18 protein-coding genes are annotated in these 20,111 nt (G+C 40.8%); 10 read left to right on the top strand and 8 right to left on the bottom strand.

Annotation, left to right across the window (positions count from 1 at the left end; genetic code table 11):
* The first annotated feature begins 44 nt into the window (after window positions 1-44).
* Together J8M01_RS17400 and J8M01_RS17395 are read left to right on the top strand one after the other, a co-directional pair.
* A complete protein-coding gene (locus J8M01_RS17400; RefSeq protein ID WP_211058796.1) occupies window positions 45-3,278 on the top strand; it encodes a TonB-dependent receptor in 3,234 nt (1,077 codons plus the stop codon).
* A gap of 890 nt (window positions 3,279-4,168) precedes the next feature.
* Window positions 4,169-5,692, top strand: coding sequence for a hypothetical protein (locus J8M01_RS17395; protein WP_211058795.1), 1,524 nt, complete (start codon window positions 4,169-4,171; stop codon window positions 5,690-5,692).
* 567 nt (window positions 5,693-6,259) lie between these two features.
* Here J8M01_RS17395 and J8M01_RS17390 read toward each other — a convergent pair.
* On the bottom strand, window positions 6,260-6,694 hold the full coding sequence (locus tag J8M01_RS17390) for a MarR family transcriptional regulator (RefSeq protein ID WP_211058794.1): 435 nt from the start codon (window positions 6,692-6,694) through the stop codon (window positions 6,260-6,262).
* 122 nt (window positions 6,695-6,816) lie between these two features.
* Here J8M01_RS17390 and hmgA point away from each other — a divergent pair, with 122 nt between their 5' ends.
* Window positions 6,817-8,112: a homogentisate 1,2-dioxygenase gene (hmgA, locus tag J8M01_RS17385; protein ID WP_211058793.1), complete on the top strand. Its 1,296-nt coding sequence runs from the start codon at window positions 6,817-6,819 to the stop codon at window positions 8,110-8,112.
* Window positions 8,113-8,178: 66 nt separating this feature from the next.
* Window positions 8,179-8,805, top strand: coding sequence for a maleylacetoacetate isomerase (gene maiA, locus J8M01_RS17380; protein ID WP_211058792.1), 627 nt, complete (start codon window positions 8,179-8,181; stop codon window positions 8,803-8,805).
* Between the two features lie 40 nt (window positions 8,806-8,845).
* Here maiA and J8M01_RS17375 read toward each other — a convergent pair whose 3' ends face one another.
* Window positions 8,846-9,076: a TIGR02647 family protein gene (locus J8M01_RS17375; RefSeq protein WP_192510071.1), complete on the bottom strand. Its 231-nt coding sequence runs from the start codon at window positions 9,074-9,076 to the stop codon at window positions 8,846-8,848.
* A gap of 124 nt (window positions 9,077-9,200) precedes the next feature.
* On the opposite strand from J8M01_RS17375, the gene J8M01_RS17370 reads away from it, so the two are divergent.
* Together J8M01_RS17370 and J8M01_RS17365 are read left to right on the top strand one after the other, a co-directional pair.
* Window positions 9,201-9,491, top strand: coding sequence for a DUF1496 domain-containing protein (locus tag J8M01_RS17370; RefSeq protein WP_192510070.1), 291 nt, complete (start codon window positions 9,201-9,203; stop codon window positions 9,489-9,491).
* A 23-nt stretch (window positions 9,492-9,514) separates the two neighbouring features.
* On the top strand, window positions 9,515-9,760 hold the full coding sequence (locus tag J8M01_RS17365) for a VF530 family protein (protein ID WP_211050123.1): 246 nt from the start codon (window positions 9,515-9,517) through the stop codon (window positions 9,758-9,760).
* On the opposite strand, the gene J8M01_RS17360 is transcribed toward J8M01_RS17365, so the two are convergent.
* From J8M01_RS17360 to J8M01_RS17350, 3 genes are all read right to left on the bottom strand, one after another.
* Window positions 9,746-10,459: a transporter substrate-binding domain-containing protein gene (locus J8M01_RS17360; RefSeq protein WP_211058791.1), complete on the bottom strand. Its 714-nt coding sequence runs from the start codon at window positions 10,457-10,459 to the stop codon at window positions 9,746-9,748. The two genes, J8M01_RS17365 and J8M01_RS17360, sit on opposite strands and share 15 nt — an antisense overlap.
* Before the next feature lie 303 nt (window positions 10,460-10,762).
* Window positions 10,763-11,875 carry an arginase family protein gene (locus J8M01_RS17355; RefSeq protein WP_192510067.1) on the bottom strand — a complete coding sequence of 371 codons (1,113 nt, stop codon included), beginning with the start codon at window positions 11,873-11,875 and terminating at the stop codon, window positions 10,763-10,765.
* A gap of 296 nt (window positions 11,876-12,171) precedes the next feature.
* Window positions 12,172-12,951, bottom strand: a complete 780-nt coding sequence (locus tag J8M01_RS17350) for a DUF2189 domain-containing protein (protein WP_211058790.1) — start codon at window positions 12,949-12,951, stop codon at window positions 12,172-12,174.
* Between the two features lie 155 nt (window positions 12,952-13,106).
* Between J8M01_RS17350 and udp the strand changes: the two genes are divergently transcribed.
* Window positions 13,107-13,859: a uridine phosphorylase gene (gene udp / locus J8M01_RS17345; protein WP_211058789.1), complete on the top strand. Its 753-nt coding sequence runs from the start codon at window positions 13,107-13,109 to the stop codon at window positions 13,857-13,859.
* Between the two features lie 80 nt (window positions 13,860-13,939).
* Here the strand turns inward: udp and cdd are convergent, their stop codons facing one another.
* The 3 genes from cdd to ppc form a co-directional block, all read right to left on the bottom strand.
* Entirely contained in the window at window positions 13,940-14,797 is an 858-nt protein-coding gene (gene cdd / locus J8M01_RS17340; protein ID WP_211058788.1) for a cytidine deaminase, read from the bottom strand.
* Between the two features lie 44 nt (window positions 14,798-14,841).
* Entirely contained in the window at window positions 14,842-15,210 is a 369-nt protein-coding gene (locus J8M01_RS17335) for a hypothetical protein (protein WP_192510063.1), read from the bottom strand.
* A gap of 225 nt (window positions 15,211-15,435) precedes the next feature.
* On the bottom strand, window positions 15,436-18,069 hold the full coding sequence (ppc, locus tag J8M01_RS17330; protein WP_211058787.1) for a phosphoenolpyruvate carboxylase: 2,634 nt from the start codon (window positions 18,067-18,069) through the stop codon (window positions 15,436-15,438).
* A 119-nt stretch (window positions 18,070-18,188) separates the two neighbouring features.
* Here ppc and J8M01_RS17325 point away from each other — a divergent pair, with 119 nt between their 5' ends.
* From J8M01_RS17325 to J8M01_RS17315, 3 genes are read left to right on the top strand one after another with little or no spacing between them, the layout of a single operon-like run.
* Complete coding sequence (locus tag J8M01_RS17325; protein ID WP_211058786.1) at window positions 18,189-18,569, top strand: DUF393 domain-containing protein; 381 nt, start codon at window positions 18,189-18,191, stop codon at window positions 18,567-18,569.
* Window positions 18,566-19,291 carry an SDR family NAD(P)-dependent oxidoreductase gene (locus J8M01_RS17320; protein WP_211058785.1) on the top strand — a complete coding sequence of 242 codons (726 nt, stop codon included), beginning with the start codon at window positions 18,566-18,568 and terminating at the stop codon, window positions 19,289-19,291. Before J8M01_RS17325 ends, J8M01_RS17320 begins: the two co-directional genes overlap by 4 nt.
* 33 nt (window positions 19,292-19,324) lie before the next feature.
* Window positions 19,325-19,981 carry a flavin reductase gene (locus J8M01_RS17315; protein ID WP_211058784.1) on the top strand — a complete coding sequence of 219 codons (657 nt, stop codon included), beginning with the start codon at window positions 19,325-19,327 and terminating at the stop codon, window positions 19,979-19,981.
* Window positions 19,982-20,111 lie beyond the last annotated feature (130 nt).

Here is a 20,111-nt window from a genome sequence, read left to right as displayed (position 1 = left end):
CACAGTAGTAGTAATTTAAATAACCTTACACGGGAAACAACACAATGAAAAACGTTCGCTTGACTCAAGTAGCCGGCGCGTTAGCGCTCGCTTTGGGCGTATCTGTAAGTGCATTTGCATCTGATACGTCATCAGCCATGCGCGGTAAAATCACCACACCTGCTGGTGACGCTGCTGCCAACGTTAAAGTTACAGTTATTCACGAGCCAACAGGCACAACGAGCACATTCACAACCAACGATTCTGGTGCATTTATTGCCAAAGGTTTACGCGTTGGTGGTCCTTACCGCGTGGTGCTTGATTCTGATATTTACTCAGACACTGAATTAGATAGCATCTTTCTTGAGCTAGGTGACACGCATCGTCTTGTATCTCAACTTCAGCCTCTACAAAAAGTAGAGAAAATTGAAGTAACGGGTTACCGTATCGTACAACAAGCAGGCGGTTCAAACAGTGTGTTCGGCGCCGATACCATTGAAAATGCACCGAGTTTTAACAACGATATTAAAGATATCGCACGTTTAAACCCACTGGCCAGCATCAACGGTTCAGGTGAGTTAACGATTGCAGGTAATAACCCACGCAGTAACAGCTTAACCATTGACGGCATCGGCCAAAATGATGACTTTGGTCTAGCTAAAAATGGTTACCCTACTGCACAGCCACCGGTTGCGCTTGACGCCATTGAGCAAATTTCGGTTGACGCTTCACCATTTTCTGCAAAAAAAGGTAACTTTGGTGGTGGTACCATCAATGCGGTCACTAAGTCTGGCTCAAACGAATACACGTTTACGGGTTTTTATGAGCAAAGCTCGCCTAGCCTTGCGGGTAAAGTAGACAACGTCGAACAAGTATTCGATGGCCGTGACCCTGTATTAGATGCTGATGGTCATAGAACTTATTCATCAAACCGCGCCGACACAACCATTACAGAAAGCCGTATGGGCTTCAGTACTGGTGGTGCTATTATTGAAGATGAGCTTTTCTACTTCGTAAACTACAACGGTTGGAAGCAAGAAAAAGACTTAGACTATGGTTTTGCAGGCTCTGGTGCAGGCAGTGAATTTGTTGTTAGTGAAACAGATTACAACCAATTCTTATCAACATTAAACAGTGTATATGGTGTTGAAGATAGCTTAGGTGGCAATCCAGAAGATAACAGCGACAGTGTACTTGTAAAGCTTAGCTGGAACATCAGTGATGCGCACCGTGCCGACTTCACATACCAATGGCAAAATGAAGAACAAGCGAAAGACTACCCTGAAGGTGGCAGCACAGTTCAATTAAACTCTAGCCGCTATGCACTCACCACTAAGTTTAATAACTTCGCAACGAAAATTTACTCTGATTGGTCAGATGATTTCTCAACCGAATTTGGTATCGCATACAAAGACGTAAGCAACAGCAGTATCGTTAATTCTCCGCTAGGTGCAGTGAAAGTATACCTTGAAAATGGTCGAGGCCCAGGCTTTGAGTTTGGTGCAACTGAGTTCCGCCACAACAATGTATCTGAAACTGAAACTTTAGAGATGACATTCGACGCAACTTACCTATTGGGTGACCATGAAATTGGGTTTGGTGCACAGTATAAAAACTTGCGTCTTTACAACTTATTCGCTGAAAACTCTCGAGGCTCTTGGACCTTTGGCAGCTTAGAAGACTTTGCCAATAAAAAATTGCACATTAGCCGTGATAACTACCAGTTCACTTACGGTAATGCCTACACCAATGACGCAAACGATATGGCATACGACGCAACCCGTAGCCAGTTAGCGTTATATGTTGAAGATAAGTTTTACCCTACTGATGACTTAGAAGTCACAGCCGGTTTACGTTACGAGCGTTTGTCAACCAGTGATAAACCGACGTTAAACCAAAACTTCTTAAATACTTATGGCTATACTAACCAAGAGAATTTAGACGGTGTTGATATTATCTTACCTCGTGTAGGATTCAAATATTACGCGACTGAATCTCTGACAATTAACGGCGGTATTGGCCGTTTCCAAGGCGGTATACCAAACGTTTGGTATAACGCACCATTCCAAAACGATGGCTTAACTTACGTATCTGCACCAGCAAACGCTATCAACGATTACTTTGCAACGGTAGATCAAGTTGACATTACCCGTGTACCAGATGCAGTTAAAAATTCGCTTCAAAAAGGTGCCGGTAGCACAAACTACACGGACCCTAACTTTGAGCTGCCTTCAAGCATTCGTGCACAAGTTGGCTTTGAATATGACTTTGATTCAGAACTCTTAGGTGATGGCTTCAAATGGACAGCGGAACTTGCCTATCATAAAAAAGAAAACGAAGCAGTTTGGCGCAATACTGCTCTGAAAGCGGTGGGTACATCAGCCACTGGCCGTACCATTTATGACAGCATTTACGAAGGTGACTTAAAAGACAACTTCGATATTATGATGACCAACGCGGAAGAAAATGGCCGTTCAATCATTTTCAGTACAGCCCTTGCAAAACAGTGGGATAACGGCCTGTACGTTTCAGCCAGCTACGCACACCAAGATATTGAAGATGTAAACCCTGGTAGTTCGTCGCGTGCACAAAGTAACTACCAATACGCAACTGTACACAGTCGCAATGTAGATTTAGTGGGCCGTGGTCACTACGAAGTGGAACATAGCTTCAAGGTTAGCCTAGCGTATAGCACTGAGTTCTTCGACGGCTATGCTTCTAAGTTTAACGTGTTCTTTGAACGCCGTTCTGGTCGCCCACACGGTTATACGATGGGTTCGTATAACGACGGTGACTTAGGAGATCGTCCAGGGTTCGACCGGACATCAGCCTACCTTGCGTATATTCCAACTGGACCTGATGATGCAAACGTAAACTGGGTAAAATCAGCGGAAGATGGTAAGTACCACGATCCAATGACATGGGCTCAGCTTGAGCAACTATTAAATAGAGCGGGTATTTCTGAACGTGGTCAACTTTTAGACCGTAACACTGCGACACAGCCTTGGGTAACAACCATGGATGTGAGCTTCAAGCAAGAAATCCCGGGGTTCTACCCTGAACACAAAGGTCAGATTTATTTCATGATCGAGAACTTCGCGAACTTGTTAAACAGCGATTGGGGCATTGAGAAAAAACTGCGCTTCTCAGATCAGAAAATTTATGACTTCGGTGGTTTAGATGACTCAAATCGCTTGATCATTCACGCGGCTCACAACGGCGCTGATGTACGTAACTACACAGAGGTTGATGAATCTTCAGCGTGGCGCGCTAAAATTGGTATTCGTTACACATTCTAATATGAATTGGTGCACTTAAATACACTATTTAAGTGCACTTTTGTAACAATACACTGTATAGAGTATCTAACACGCAAATTAGATAAACTCTAAAGGCCAGTGAACACTGGCCTTTTTTATGTGTACTTTATTTAATCTCGATATTTCATCCATCTTCAAAACTATATGATTCACATTTAAAATTGGAAAACCTAACGATAAAAAACTGTAAGCTTGCATTTCAAAGGATTTTGAAACATGAACATTGAAAAAAAGTATCAAAACGCAACAACGTTGACACTTGTGAGTACCCTACCCATTAGCGCACCCGTATTTTTCATTTTGAGCTCCTTAATTCGGGGAACAAGCGAGTTTTATTTTAGCACTCTACTGTTTCCGTTATTCATAGACTTGTATATTAAAGCAATTCCGGCTGCCATCATTTATCTAGTCATTAAATATACAAGAAGTCAGGCCGGCTACCTGTTTTTAACTGTTTTTGTATCGGTTACTACCCTAATTATTGCATTTTCATACTATGTGCTTATTTTTGGCAGCACGCTATTTCCCACATCCGCACTGAGTGGAGTAATACTTTTTACACCGTATGTTATGTTGGCATCAGTACCTGGCTTGGTAACTGGTACCATAATTTTATTTTTATCTAAAATTCAAAATAAACAAAAATCTCTATAATAAATTTTAATAGCCAGTATCATCATATCTGAGAGCCCACACGTACCAAACTTATAATTAGTTACAACACGACATTAGGAAAATAAAGTATCTCAGAGCATCAGAACCAGAAACTGTGGCGCTCTACGATTTATAATTAGTGTTACTTAAATTAATATCGATAATTCAATTCATATGAGTACTGTAGAAATTGCTCATTTTAGTAAAGGACAACTATGAAGTATTTATTATTAACCTTGTTATTAGTTCCTCTATTAGCTATTTCATCTAATAAATGTGATGACGTTTTGTATATTGGCTATGGATTTAACAGCCCCTTAAATAAAAACAATCCTGTTTATCCGATTTCTCTTAAAGATTTGGCGAACCCTGTCATTATAGATAACGCCGATTCAGATAAGACTGCTTTAAACGTACTAAAAGAACAAGGCATAGAAGAGTATGTTCGTCAGTCCTTAACGGGCACTATTTCTAATAATATGGACTATTTTGGTCAACCCGTAAGCCTACTTGATATTGCACTGGCGAATAGTGCAAAGTGGGAAACCATCAAGAAAATTATAAAACATGGCATTGAGCCGACCGGTTTAGGCTGGAAAATGGCGGCTATGGGATTAACTGATAAACAACTCATTGAACTCACATCTTTATTCCCAAACCAAACTTCCGAGCTAAATACCAACGAAGAGCAAGGTTATACATTTAACAACTTACTAATTAAAGAAGGTCGTTTTGATGTGTTAACAGAACTACAAAAATTGGGACTAATTAATGACTCTAACTTTTATTATGGAAAAATGGTGGATATCTCACATTATAGTCTCATGGAGCGTAGTCTATTTTCAAAATTTTTAGACATTAATAAGTATCAAAAAAGCTTCGACAAAAAAATATCGCTAGAGACTGTCAAGCAGGAAAATAAAGACAAGTTCTTATCTAAACTACAGCCCTTTGAACTAGTTTCGCTATGTAAAACCAACACTAATGACAGTATTAACCTTGATTCTGTATTTATACTCACACCGGAACAGTTCCAGAATAAACTAGACAGTCTAGACATAAATATAACTACAAAGACAGGCATGGATGCATTCTCTGAAATTATTGACGAACCATTGTATCAAGATTACTTTTCCCACTTAAAATCTAATAACACTATTAAAAATTACACGATGAAGTACATTAACGCTCCTTTTGACGTGAATGAATTAGCTACTCTATATAAAAACATTGATAAGAACGAAATACTTGTTGATCTCTATGGGTTAACCCACCAAGAATACGCCTATTTTCATGGGTTAGAATGGGCAGATGTAAATTCTGATAAATTTAGACTCGATGTATTCACAAAAAACTTCATGAAGTTTTATTCTGTTGGATTAAAATCTCGGTTAGAGAAAGACAGTGCTTTGAAGAAATTAAGATTTCATGGAAAGAACTTATCTTATTATGCAACAATTAATATTGAGGATAAAAATGTATTGAAATGGATATTAGCTGAATTTGGCCAGCCATCTTCTTTATATGGTTTTAATATAGAGGAGCAACTAGCCAATATTGCATGTTACTCTCAGATAAAGAAACACGACATAAAATTAATAAACTCACTACTTGATATCGGAGTAAAACTTGATTTAAAAAAAATCCGCCCAAGTGTACGCACTGAAGTAAATAAGTGTTACCACTTTAAAAACCCTGTGAATATAATAAGGAAAAGTGATGACATACTACTTAAATAAAACTATATGCTGGTCTTTACTATTTTCTTTAACTTTCATCATTTTTTTAGACTTTGTTTTAACACCTTTGTTTGGGATAGGTATCAATTATCACCGCTACTCTGAACTATTCACGATAAGTACTCCTTTTATATTTAATTGCTTAGGCGCATCAGCTCTCGCGATGTTTTTAGCCGGTAGGTTAAAAACACTAAATAAAGCATACCAGCAATATATAAACATTTGTGCTTATATCATATTCATATATGCGTCAGCCCTATCGTTTTTTATATTATTGGGAGTACGTAAAATAGTCTTTGAATTTACCATTGATGAGTTTTTTCATACATACACGCCGATGAACTCTTTGTATATTAACTTCTTGATATTCTCTTTGTTGTACCTTTTCTTCAGAGTAAAGAAAAGCCAAGTTCAATAAAATACTCAGTAGTTTAATTTAGCGAGTGGTGCACTTCGGACTTAAATCCACGCGTCCTATAATAAAATGAGTTACTAAATCGACCAGTTTACAACTGTGATAAAGCAACTCTTTTTCTAAACTAGAAAATATTACACTACTGATATTCACTACCCTTTATCAACTCGTTGCTCTACCTTACTTATCACGCTGAGTAAGGTATCTCTTTCACTGTGCGATAAACTGGCCAATACATCACTTTCCCACTGCTGAGCTTTTTCAGATAACTGGTTGAATAACGCTTTTCCCTCACTCGTTAAACTCAGCAGTTTTGCTCTTTTATCATTCGCATCTGTACACAACTCAATGATGCCTTTATCAGTGAGCTGTTTGACTGCACGAGACATGGTGGACTTATCTATTTCGGTTAAATCACATAACGTTTTAGCAGAACATGTTTCTCGTTGTGCCAAATGTGCAACTGCGCGCCATTGCGGCATGCTTAACCCAGCCTCTTCAAAATAAACTTCAGAGAATGCATGGCTTACCTTGTTCGCTAATTTTACCAATCTATAGGGTAAAAACTCTTCTATTTTTAATGACATCTAACTCAACTTTGAATACAGCAATTTACGTAAACAATTATATACAAAAAGAATTGCTATAGACACTTGATATTACTCTCACGTGAGAGTATCTTACATGAAAACCTACTGGAGTCGAACGAATGAATCACGAGTATCAATACTTAACCGGTTTTGGCAATCAATTTGAGTCTGAAGCTTTACCGGGTGCTTTACCAATTGGTCAGTTTTCGCCACAAAAAATAAAATACGATCTATACGCTGAGCAATATAACACCACCGCTTTTACCGCCCCTCGTGCCGACAACCGTAGAAATTGGTTCTACCGTATTCGCCCTTCTGTTGTACAAGGTGATTACCAGCCGCTCGATAACGGATTATTGCGCACAGCACCGATCACAGAAATCCCGACGCCGCCAACTATGTTACGGTGGAACCCAGTCGATATTCCAAAAGAACAAACAGACTTTGTTGATGGCTTAGTCACTATGGCCGCCAATGGCAGTGCGAACGGCCAAACCGGCATTGGCATTCACGTATACGTGATTAACAAATCGATGACAGACCGGTATTTTTATAATGCAGACGGCGAAATGCTTTTTGTACCGCAGCAAGGCGAGTTACTGCTTCACACTGAGTGCGGCAAGTTAACCATTAAGCCTGGTGAAATTGCGGTTATTCCACGCGGCATTAAATTTAACGTTGAGTTATTAAACGATGAAGCACGTGGTTTCATCTGCGAAAATTACGGTCATCCAATGGTGTTGCCTGAACGTGGTCCTGTTGGCGCTAATGGCTATACCAACGAGCGAGATTTTCAGTATCCCGTTGCTGCCTTTGAAGATAAGGAAGGCGACTTTGAATTAGTCGCTAAATTTAACGGTAACCTGTTCCGTTGTGATATTGGCCATTCGCCATTTGATGTGGTTGCTTGGACCGGTAACAGTGCCCCATACAAATATGACTTATCGCGCTTTAATGTGATGAATACAGTTAGCTTTGATCACCCTGATCCGTCAATATTCACCGTACTTACCTCGCCATCAGGCACTGAAGGTGTTGCCAACGTCGACTTTGTTATTTTTCCACCTCGTTGGATGGTGGCAGAAAATACGTTCCGTCCACCGTATTATCACCGCAATATTATGAGTGAATTCATGGGCCTCATTGAGGGGGTTTATGACGCGAAAGAACACGGTTTTGTACCAGGCGGTATGAGTTTGCATAACTGTATGTCTCCACATGGGCCTGAAGCTGAGGTATTTGAGAAAGCCTCAAATGCTGATCTTAAGCCACAGCGTTATGACAATACCTTGGCATTTATGTTTGAATCTCGATATATCATATCGCCAACAAAATATGCACTGGAAGGAAAAGAGCGCCAGCCTAATTATGCAGAATGTTGGAAAAACATCAAAAAATACTACAAAGGCGAATAACCAGCCGATACACTAATACTTAACAAGGCACTGATATAGTGCCTTTGTCGTGATTAAGGAACAACTATGAAACTCTATACTTACTTCCGCTCGTCAGCGGCATATCGAGTGCGTATTGCACTGAATTTAAAAAATATTTCACATGAATTGGTTGGTGTTAATTTATTAAAGTCAGAGCAACAAGCTGCGCCATATACCGAGAAAAACCCCCAAGGATTGCTGCCAGCTCTGGAAACTGAACACGGTGTATTAGCACAATCTTTGGCAATTTTAGAATGGCTAGAAGAAACACACCCTGATACCCCGCTATTACCAGCTGATAGCTGGGAAAAAGCCCAAGTACGTAGTTTTTGTTATGCCATCGCAAGCGATATACACCCAATCGATAACTTAAGGGTATTGAAATATTTAAGTGGTGAACTAAATGTGAATGATGAGCAAAAAAACACCTGGTATCGTCATTGGGTAATCGAAGGGTTTAACCGTCTGGAATCGCTATTGGGTGATCACGATTATTGTTTTGGATCTGAGCCATCACTGGCAGACATCTGCCTAGTGCCACAAGTGTTCAATGCATTGCGTTTTAAAGTAGATATGTCGCAATACCCAAAAATCTCAGCGATTTATGCGCGTTGCAACACATTACCTGCCTTTATCGATGCAGCGCCAGAGAATCAACCTGACGCGCAATAATGAATGGTACTAATGCTTAAGTTTACTCCTAAGTAATGACTTATTGTAGTGCACAGTGCACCTGATCAAGGTGCACTACTAAGTCTAATCCCAAATCTGTCAAATACCCGCCATCAGGGCTATCAATCACCCCTTTATTAAATAGTCGTTCTGCCGCATCTTTAAGACTGGGCTCGGCCGACTTATGGAGCTTAATACCTTGATGCATACTGTTTCTCGGAAATTTAGCTAATAAGGTCAGCTCTGCCATCATATTTTGATCAAAAGCCATTGTGATTCCCTCTTATTTTGTTTTTAATCTTATCTGAAAGGTGATTAATCGTTGTAATATTACTCACACAATTAAGATCTTATCTACAATCATAGTAAGATTAGACAAATCTGGGAGTTATGCCATGAGAATTTTAACTTTAACCACCAACTTATGCTTCATACTAACCACAACCCACAGTATGGCATTTGATAAAAATCATAAAAATACCGTTTTTATAGATGAACCCTTAAATGTGTGTTGGTATCAAGGCCAAAAATACAGTGAAGGGGCGCTTATCAAACAGTTTGATATGCTATTTGCCTGCAGCAATAAACATCCAAAGCAAACCAATAGTCGAGTCGTATGGGTAAAAGCCGATGCATCGGGTGTACCAATAAAGCTAGACCCTGAACGTACTATTCGCGTAAAATAACTGATTTGAAAATTAGGGTAATCATGAGCCAAGAGCAGCCAAAAAATCCACTTCATGGCATTAAACTAGAAGATATATTAATCAAACTCGAAGATCAGTTGGGTTGGCGCGCTATGGGTGAAGCGGTTGACATTCGATGCTTCACACATGATCCAAGTATTAAATCGAGCCTTAAGTTTTTAAGAAAAACACCGTGGGCCAGAGACAAAGTTGAGCAACTATACTTAGATACGTTTCACAGCTTCACATGGCCATCAATTAAAAAGTGATGAATCGTGAAGCAATGCTTCATAAGCACTACTCATTTTATTGATAAGTGGCTTGGGCACCTGTTTATTACATGCAAAATATAACTGTGCCCCACTATTTTCTAGTGTATACACCTTTTCAAGCTGCACCGTAAATGGGTCGGTTAATGCGCGGTAGTCAAATTGTGCGTCATTTAAGATAACCAAGTCAAGGAGCCCTCGCCGCGCTTCAAGCAGTTCAAACACCCGGTCAAAACTTGATAACATCATAAGCTGCTGATCTTCTTTAAAGCCTCTCATTTTAAGGTATTGGTGACTATAATTATTGCGGATCACACCTGTTTTATACTGCTTTGCATCACCCAGTGTCTGAATTTTAATATTCTCTGACTTCAGCCCATAAAATGACGTAGTAAATTTCGAAATAGGAAACACCCAGGTAAACAGTTTTTCACGAGTATGTGACCGACCCATTGAAAATATACAGGTATTCGCATCGCGCAGCGCAGCGGTGTATGACACTGACCATCGATTCACATGGATTGTATAATCCACTTCGGCTTGTCTAAGCACGGCTTGAACTTTATCAACGGCTTCCCCAACTAGCTGGCCATTTTTATAATACTGAAATAGAGGAAAATCTTCCGTTACAATACTCAATTTTTGTGCAAAAGCGCTCCCTGTAAACACGCTCAGTAGCAGTACAAATCCTATATACATGTATTGTGCTTCTTTGTTAACTTACAGAAAAATATAGCGTATAAGCTAAAAATGATAAAGCCTGTTACAATTGTTATGCACATTGTTTGAAATAAAAGCACAGATAAATCGGCAAGAAAACAGCGTCGTACAGAGGCAAGAATTTCAGAATGTCGTTATTTTATATACATTATTTTGACGCAATTAATTCCGCTATTTAACGCGTTAGAATGGTCAATGTTTTACTTAACATTGCTATTTAAATACAATTAGGTAGGAGTAGTGCATGAAAAGACGGAGCAGGCACTCCGTCTGATTATAATTTTAGCTATTATTCATTGCATCAATTAAAAATGCTGAAATCTTCGCACCTTCTCGTAACGTGGTTTCTGAACTTGTTTGGCCAACCAACGAACTGTCGGTAAATGGCGCGATTTCCATCATATCGGCACCTGTTATTGGAAACTCAGCGCGTAACGCAGCTAAAATTTCAAGTGCTTCATCTGGGGTCATCCCATTCCCTTCAGGAGTACCAGTCGCTGATGCAAACTCTTCATCTAATGCGTCAATATCAAAACTAACATATAGCTCATCGACATTATCTGCTTTTAGCTGTGCAATAACTTGTGCAACTATCGCGGCAGGACCTTGTTCACGAATTTCATGTGCCCAATGTTGTTTAACACCAAATGTATTTTCCCAATGAGATTTATCTTTACCACTGGAGCGAATACCGAATTGGATTAAATGGTGTGGTGCAGGTAAATACTCAAGTACATGTGTGCACCACGAGCCAAAGCACAAATCAATACCTAAACGCTCCACTAGCAAGTCTGTATGGGCATCAAAATGGATGATCGCCGTACGCTTTCCTGCATCACGCTTAGCTTTTAAGTACGACTTAGTTAATGGGTAACTGATTGAGTGGTCGCCGCCAATACCAAATATCCCTTTATCTGGATGCTGCTGATAAAAACCATCGCACACATCTTCTGTAATTGACAAAGGTGACACGTAATAGTCACTGTTTGGGTTTTGATAAAGCGCTTTCTGGCAGTTGCTGATAGTCGCTTCATTTAAATACTTATCGTGTAATAAGTGCGGGATCACCCGTACGTCACCTAGATCGAACGCGCTAATATGGGGGTGCTGCTCAATTAAGGTTGAACGTAAAAATAAAGGCCCCCAATTTGCACCGCGCAGTATGCCGCCGCCACAATCTGATGCAATACCTAAAATTGCCGCTTTGTGCACAGAAGAATCAATGGTCTTTAATGATTGTTTCCAAATTTCATCTACACCGTCAGTTTGCCCATATAACTTAGTTCGTAGCGCGTCTTTGCGTTCCTTAGCTGTATTAACGGTAAATACTCCGTCTCCTGGTGGGCACAAACAATGCTCTAGTTTTTCTTGAAGTTGTTGTTTTGGGTTAGTCATATTGTCCTCCGGGTAGCTTATTTTTGCATATTCATGCGAATAGCCATATATTTCACTATTTACGCATGTGCATATTGTTACGGCTGTATGAGTCGATCACACCCAAATTACTTTCTAGTAATATCAATTTAAATCAAAGGATTACTTAAATTAAGTGATCGCTAATTGGTGCCACAATCTTGCTATTTATGCTTTAGTCGAGAGATATAACATGCCAATAAGGAAAGTCAACCATAGCGCAACTCGCTTCTGTACGCGCTATGGTTTTATATGCATTGAGGGTGCATAGTTACGTGTTATTCGTACCCTCGCGCTTTTTTGGTTTTAATAATGGCGATATAGCCATGCCAGCTTGCATAACTCAATAGTGGCATAATCACAATAAACCCAGCAGTACCGGTTGCAAAGCCAAGCAATACTAAGGTGACTATCAACGCGCCCCAAACAAACATTGCGGGCGCATTCATTTTTACCGCGTGAATCGAGGAGATCACCGCTGTCATGATATCAACTCGGCGCTCCATCATTATTTGGGGGGTAAATGCGGAGATTGCAAAAACCGCCGCCATTAACAAACCACCCACAATACTTCCCAGAGTAAGAAATGCCGACAATTGCTCAAAGGTCGGATTAGGTACGTTGGGATACAACGCATGTATTAACGCGGCCAAACGCATCCAAACAATCATTATCACCATTAGAAGAACCGCAAACCCCCATTCTCCTGCTGGGTTTCTAAACATAGAATGTAAACTATGTCCTAATGTTGGTTTGTGCCCTTTCTCAAGCTCCCATGCCACGTCGTATAAACCCGAAGCAAACGCTGGGCCAATAAGTGCAAACGCAACCGCTGCTGGAAGTATGACTAAATGTGTACCAGCTTCATACACTAGGTACATGATACTTGCTGGGATAATTGTGAAGACCAGTCCATAAATGAGACTTAAAATGGGTGCCCGAGAAATATCTTTAAACGCCAAAGCCAGCCAATGAAAAGGCGCTAATGCAGCGATTTTATTGCTTTCAAGACAACGAGCAAATTCGGTGTTTTTATCTAGTGACGGTGATGCAGGCATAACTCTTCCTCATAGTTGCATTACTTAAGGTTTAGAAGAACAACTTTAAAGTTGCAAGCCAATACCCTATTCTGAATAAAACATTCGGACATCTGTCCTGTACTTTTAACTCATAACTATTAAGTATTACGCTTTACACAAAAATAAGGTTTACTATGGACAAGGTATTTCATTTAGGACTAGACAAAGCCGCTTTAGAAGGTGCTACGTTAGCAATAGTCCCGGGCGATCCAGAACGCGCTAAGCGCATCGCAGAAAAAATGGAGTCTCCAAAATGTCTAGCGCAGACTCGCGAGTTTCATGTCTATTCAGCAAAACTAAAAGATAAAACCGTCATTGTTTGTTCAACTGGTATTGGCGGCCCTTCAACGTCAATTGCTGTTGAGGAACTTGCTCAGCTAGGCATCACTACTTTCTTACGCATCGGGACAACTGGCGCAATTCAGCCGCATATCAATGAAGGTGATTTACTGGTCAGTACCGCATCTGTGCGTTTAGATGGTGCAAGCCAGCATTTTGCACCACTTAGCTATCCTGCTGTGTCTGATTTTCATTGTACACAAGCAATGGTTAAAGCCTGTGAGTCTTTAGGCGTAATGCACCATGTTGGTATCACCGCTTCTAGTGATACGTTTTACCCAGGACAAGAGCGATATGATACTTACTCAGGTTATGTTGCCAAAGACTTCCAAGGCACTTTTGAGCAATGGCAAAAGCTCAACGTCATGAACTATGAAATGGAGTCAGCCACATTATTCACTATGTGTGCTGCGCTTGGACTCAAGGCTGCCTGTGTTGCTGGTGTACTTGTGAATCGTACACGTCAAGAGATCCCTAACGTTGATCATGGGGAAATTGAAAAAAATGCCGTTGCAGTGGTCATTTCAGCAGCTGCAAGTTTATTGTAATTAGTACAGTCATTCATAGATTCAGGGGCAATATTGCCCCTTTTTTGTTGTTTAATATGACGCGGTTTTCTACCTCAGCCCTAAACTAAAACATGCTGAAGTGTTATGTCTGCCACATAACTATCAAGTACTGCTTGTGCCACTGCCTTTTGATTAAAGCCATTTTTTGACTCTACTAACGTCACAGACTCCAATTCAACATCATCAATAGTTAAACCGGCTAATGCAAGTTGGCTTAACGCACTTTGCATTGGCGATAAACTTGGATTATAGGCCGCATTCTCTGCGTATCTGCCATAAAAAGTGCCATGTGCAACTGTGACTACTTCGACCGCGGCGGCATTTTTTGAATAAGGTGCGTATGCCAACGAAAGTTGCTCTCTCAGCATTAAACTCAGCGCCTCTGACGTTGAAGTAGCATTTCCGGTATTGCTATCCAGCAAGCGACAACTATTACCCAAATCTAAGGGGCCAAAAGAGCTTGGTAACAGTGCTTTTAAATCAGTCTCTTGTGTTGGTAACAGAACCCTAAGAGACTCGGCACCCGCTATTTCATTCATGAATTGGCGACAATGACCACACGGTGCATCGGTAATCGCAATCAAGGAGACTGAACGAGCCCCATTTAACCATGCATTATTAATGGCTGCCTGTTCTGCATGAACAGCTTGATTTAACGCCTGATGAGTAAATTCTAGGTTAGCGCCTAAATACGCGCTCCCGGTTTTCTCATCATACGCTATCGCTCCCACGTTAAACTGAGATATGGGTGCTTGAGAAAAAGATGCGGCAACAGGTAATAGTGTTTTCAATAACGTTTCAATATCGCAATGAAATGTCGTGAGCAGGTCAGAGATAATTAAATGTGATAAGTGACCGCGCGATTGTTTCGCTTGTTCTTGTAAGTTTTCTATTTGATGCGGAGTTAATACTGCCATTATGTATTCATCGTAAACCAATGGCAGCATAGTTTAAGCACTAATTAAGTATTACACAACCACTGCTTTGCAGATTTAAAACATTCGAAATTTTCTGCACGTACATTAAAGCGCTTTGCTTTAAGTAAAAACAAATCATGCATATACCCTTCGAACCCGACCACTCGCGCAATATGTAAATCGGTAAGATAGTGTGCTATTTTTGGCATGATATTAACAATATCAATCGCGGCAAAACGATGTTCTAGCTCACTGACATCAACCAAGATTTTTGAACTGTTATGCGTTTTGGCGTATCCATTCGCTATTTGATAAACATCAACCACATCCTGTGCACTTGCTATACCTCTGAGTGTCATCATTACCAAAGATGTCGTTTCATCATAAGTAATGCTTGTGGAAAGTGTAGACATTGGACCTCAATATACAAAAGTTCATATAAACACCACCATTGGTTTTATACAAAAAATAGACAACTGGTTTAACCAGAAAGGAATTCTTATGAAAATGAGAAGTAATGTCAATAAATTTAGTATAAATAAACTAAATAAAAAACAAAAACCAACCCTTTCGGGTTGGTTTTTAGTCAAAGTAGGAACAATTTGTTAAAATATACTTAGCTGCTTTTTATCTCAGATCTAACCTGTATTTCGCATGCCGGCTGCTATCCCTGTCATGGTGATCATCAGCGCATTATCAATATCTTCACTTTGATTTGAGCGCGCCCTATTAAGCAACTCTACCTGCAACACATTCAATGGATCCGTATAAGGGTTACGCAATGCGATTGACTCTTTGATCCAAGGCTGTGCAGACAGCAGCGTCGACTTAGGGGCAAGACGTTCGACCAAAGACTTAACCTGCATTAGCTCCGTTCTTAATTGTTTGCCAAGGTCATGATACTCAGGCGATACTAAACCTTGTTCGTAATGCTCACTTAACCAGCTATCTGCTTTACAAAAAACCATTTCCAGCATTTCTAATCGAGTTCTAAAAAATGGCCATTGTTCACTCATAGTATGAAGTTCACTTTCACCAAACTGGTCAAGTGCCGCACCCAACCCCTGCAGTGCACCAAGCCATGCTGGCAACATCAGACGATTTTGACTCCACGCGAAAATCCATGGGATCGCACGTAAACTCTCGACTCCGCCTTGCGGATTGCGTTTTGCAGGTCTAGAACCAAGCGGTAATTTGGCGAGTTCTACCTCCGGTGTGGCCATTCTAAAATACGGTACAAATTGCGGATTTTCTCTCACTATCGCCCGATAATGCTGACACGAATTAACGGAAATAGTCTCCATAACTTCTCGCCAATGCGCCTGTGGTGCAGGAGGTGGTAATAAATTACTCTCAATAATTGCTGAGCTGTATAGCGCGAAACTTTGCAATGCAACCTTAGGTAAACCAAATTTAAAGCGGATCATTTCACCTTGTTCTGTCACCCGTAAACCATTCTTAAGTGAACCTGGGGGTTGAGATCGAAGTGCTTGAGCCGCAGGTGCGCCGCCTCGGCCAATCGTGCCTCCGCGACCATGGAACAAGATTAACTCAATATCTTGATCTGCACATAAAGAAACCAATTGCTCCATGGCGCTATACTGAGCCCAGCCCGCGGCCATCATTCCTGCATCTTTCGCAGAATCAGAATAGCCAATCATTACGTGTTGTGACCGGTCAATATGTTGTCGATACCAAGAGTGACTAAATAACTCTGACATCACCTGAGCACCATTATTAAGGTCATTTAAAGTCTCAAATAAAGGCGCAACAGGAAGCTTAAAGCGGCAACCCGCTTCTTGTAAAAGTAGCTCTACAGCTAACACATCTGATGCAGCGCGCGCCATAGAAATAATATAAATACCTAATGATTGCAGGTCTTGCTTAGCTATCACGTCGAAAGTATCCAAGACTTCTTGCACATTTGAGCTAGGCTGCCAATGTTTGGGGATCAAAGGCCGCCGCGAATGTAGCTCCGCTAACAAAAATGCTTGCTTATCTTGCTCACTCCAATCACCGTATTGACCTAGGCCTAAATACCCCGTTAACTCACTCAAAACCTCAGTGTGACGCGCTGAGTCTTGTCTGATATCGAGCTTACATAAATTAATACCAAAACACTCTAGGCGCCTTAATACATCAAGCAATAGTCCATCCGCTATTACTGTCATATCGCATGCAACCAGCGACCGGTATATCAACTCCAATGGGGTTTTTAATTGAGACAAGTCAACCACTATATCTTGGCACTTGCTGGGTTGCTGTTTTATTCGGCTCTCTAACGCATTAATGGTTTCAGCAATGTCTGCCTTTAATCCTTTGAGTAAATAGCGGTAGGGTTCTGGCTCATTTCCTACAATATTTAAAAGCGCATCACTGGCCTGGTACATTGACAGCTCAGCACTGAGTTTATCAAGGTCACGACGGTACAAATCTAATGCCATCCATCGGCCATGATCCAAAACGGTTGCTGTCACTTGCGCCGTGACAAATGGGTTTCCATCTCTATCTCCGCCCATCCATGATGTAAAGTTAATTGGCGCAAACGAATTTGGTAACTCTAAAGCAAGCAGCGACTTAGTTTGTGCATGAAACTCCCTAATAAAATCTGGTACAGCTTGCCATAAACTGTTTTCAATTACTGCAAACCCCCACTTAGCCTCATCTAATGGGGTTGGTCTTTTTTGGCGAATATCATTTGTGTGCCAAGCTTGGCAAATCAATTGTTCAATCCGGTTACCTAAATAGCTTTGTTCATCGGGTGCCAAACAATGTAAATCCATAGCTGCAAGACAATCGCTGAGCTCAACATGTTTATTAATGATTGTTCGTCGAGTTACTTCGGTTGGGTGCGCAGTTAATACCAAATCCATTTTTAAATTTGCGATGGTATCTGCGACCGTGTTTAAATTTAACGTCCCTGCTTTTATATCGTCGGCAAGTGTAGCCAAGGTTTTTTTGAGCGGCTGAAGCACCCCTTCTGGCGCGCCGCTTTTTGAGGTTGTGTGGTATTGATCGGCAACATTCGCCAAATTAAGAAAATGATTAAACGCACGTGCAACAGGCAGGAGTTCATCGTCTTTTAAAGAGTGGAGTGTGTCGATTAACTTTGCTCTATCTTGCTCATTACCACCTCGTGATGATTTAGATAGCTGCCTAATTTGTTCAACCTTATCCAGCATTGCAGGACCTTGGGCCTGCTTTATTGTTTGCCCTAGTAGCTCACCCAACATACTTACGTTAGCGCGAAGTGTTTGATATTGCTCAGTCATCATACATCCTTTGTCTACATTTCATACTTTTCACTATACAGAGATTTAAGATAAATACGATCGATCGATTATGTCCTTCACTGCGTATTACCTCATGTAAAAATGACAAAAGGTCGATTATGATAATATTCTACGATGGACAATGCGCATTGTGCTCACGGGAAATGAACAGCCTTAAAAAGCACGATACGAACAATAGAATCACACTTGTTGACGTTCACAGCGATTTTTTTGAACGACACTATGGCCACTTAAATAAACAAAGCACGTTAGATATACTGCATGGTATCGACAACGACGGTACACTCTTGCTGGGGCTTGATGTAACTTGTCGCGTTTGGCATCTAGTCGGTAAATTCAAATGGCTACAATATCTACGCAAGCCGCCCATAAAATGGGTTGCAGACAAAGCTTATCTGCTGTTCGCCAAGCATAGAGTCCGTCTTTCCACATGGTTATTCCCAAACCAATGTGATCACCCTGGGTGTAAGGGGCAATGATGCAAGATACCCACATAGTTATTGGCGCTTCTGCCGCCATTGCACAGGCTTTTATAAAACTCCAACGGCACAGAGACCCTAATTCATCGCTTTATTCGTTAAGTCAAAAAAGCCTAGTGAAACAGGATGAAAATCACCACCACATCACGTGCGACTACAATGAACAGAGTATTGAGGCTACAGTGCAGCAACTCTCAGAGATATTAAAGTCTGTGAAAAGCATCACTATCTTTACTGGGCAGCTCCACAACAGCGAGTTTTCTCCGGAAAAAAAACTTGAAGACTTCTCACTGGCCTATTTCGATTGGCTGTTCAGAGCAAATGCCGCAACACCATTGTTATGGCTCAAATATCTCGCCCCCCATTTAAGCAAAATTAACCACCCATGCATTGTTACTTGCTTAAGTGCACGCGTTGCCAGTATCACCGAAAATGAACTTGGTGGATGGTATAGCTATCGCGCATCAAAGGCCGCTCTCAATATGATGGTTAAAACAGCCGCTATTGAACTCAAACGTAGAGCAAAAACAACCAAGTTAGTGTTATTTCACCCAGGTACTACTGATACTCCCCTATCAGCACCATTTCAAAAAAATGTACCAAAAGGAAAGTTATTTACACCCATGTTTGTGGCACAGCAATTATCTCACGTTATCGATACTCGTGTTATAGATGGCGATGTTGATTATATAGATTGGCAAGGGCATACAATTAGCTGGTAGCTATACCCATTAAACCTTAAAAGAGCACATACTATGTATTTTTCCCAACATGATATCCAACAATTCGATGATCGTTATCGAGCGCTAATGATCAATTCACTGTCAGGTTTCAAAAGTGCCAACCTCATTGGCACCGCTGACGAAGACGGGAATGAGAACCTCGCAATTGTCAGCTCAGTATTTCATTTGGGTGCAAACCCACCTTTAATGGGTATGATAATACGGCCCAATTCAGTACCTCGCCACACACTTGAGAATATCCTACAAACCCAATTTTACACAATCAATCATGTCAATACTGATATTGTTGTTTCAGCACACCAGACATCTGCTCGCTACGATAAAACCCAATCTGAATTCGACGCAGTTAAGCTTACCTCACAATATTTAAACGACTTTTCCGCCCCATATGTACAACAAAGCCGTGTAAAAATTGGGCTGGCATTACGCTGTGTGCAAACACTGGAGATAAACAAAACAGAGCTTGTGGTCGGTGAAATCATAGACGTACATATTGAATGTGATTCAATCTGTGCCGATGGGTTTGTCGACCTGGAGAAGATGGGCACCGTCGCGGTTTCTGGGCTCGACAGCTATCACTCAACAAAACCCTTAGGCCGCCTTAAATATGCAAAGCCTTTCGAGCCACCACAGTTTATTGACTTGGAAAATCAACAACCCTCTGATTAACTTAATTTAAAGTGGAGCATGTCTCATCACACACGGCTCCTTGATGGGCCTTCTATTTAGCGTGACGCACAGTCGATTTGTATTACTTGTAGGTAATGATTGTATTTCTTAATCAGTGATTTAAACTGTA

This window comes from Pseudoalteromonas sp. MMG005 (genome assembly GCF_018101015.1).
GTDB lineage: Bacteria > Pseudomonadota > Gammaproteobacteria > Enterobacterales > Alteromonadaceae > Pseudoalteromonas > Pseudoalteromonas aurantia.
Note: the sequence above shows the minus strand (reverse complement) of the source record. Positions and strands in the feature narration are given on the sequence as shown.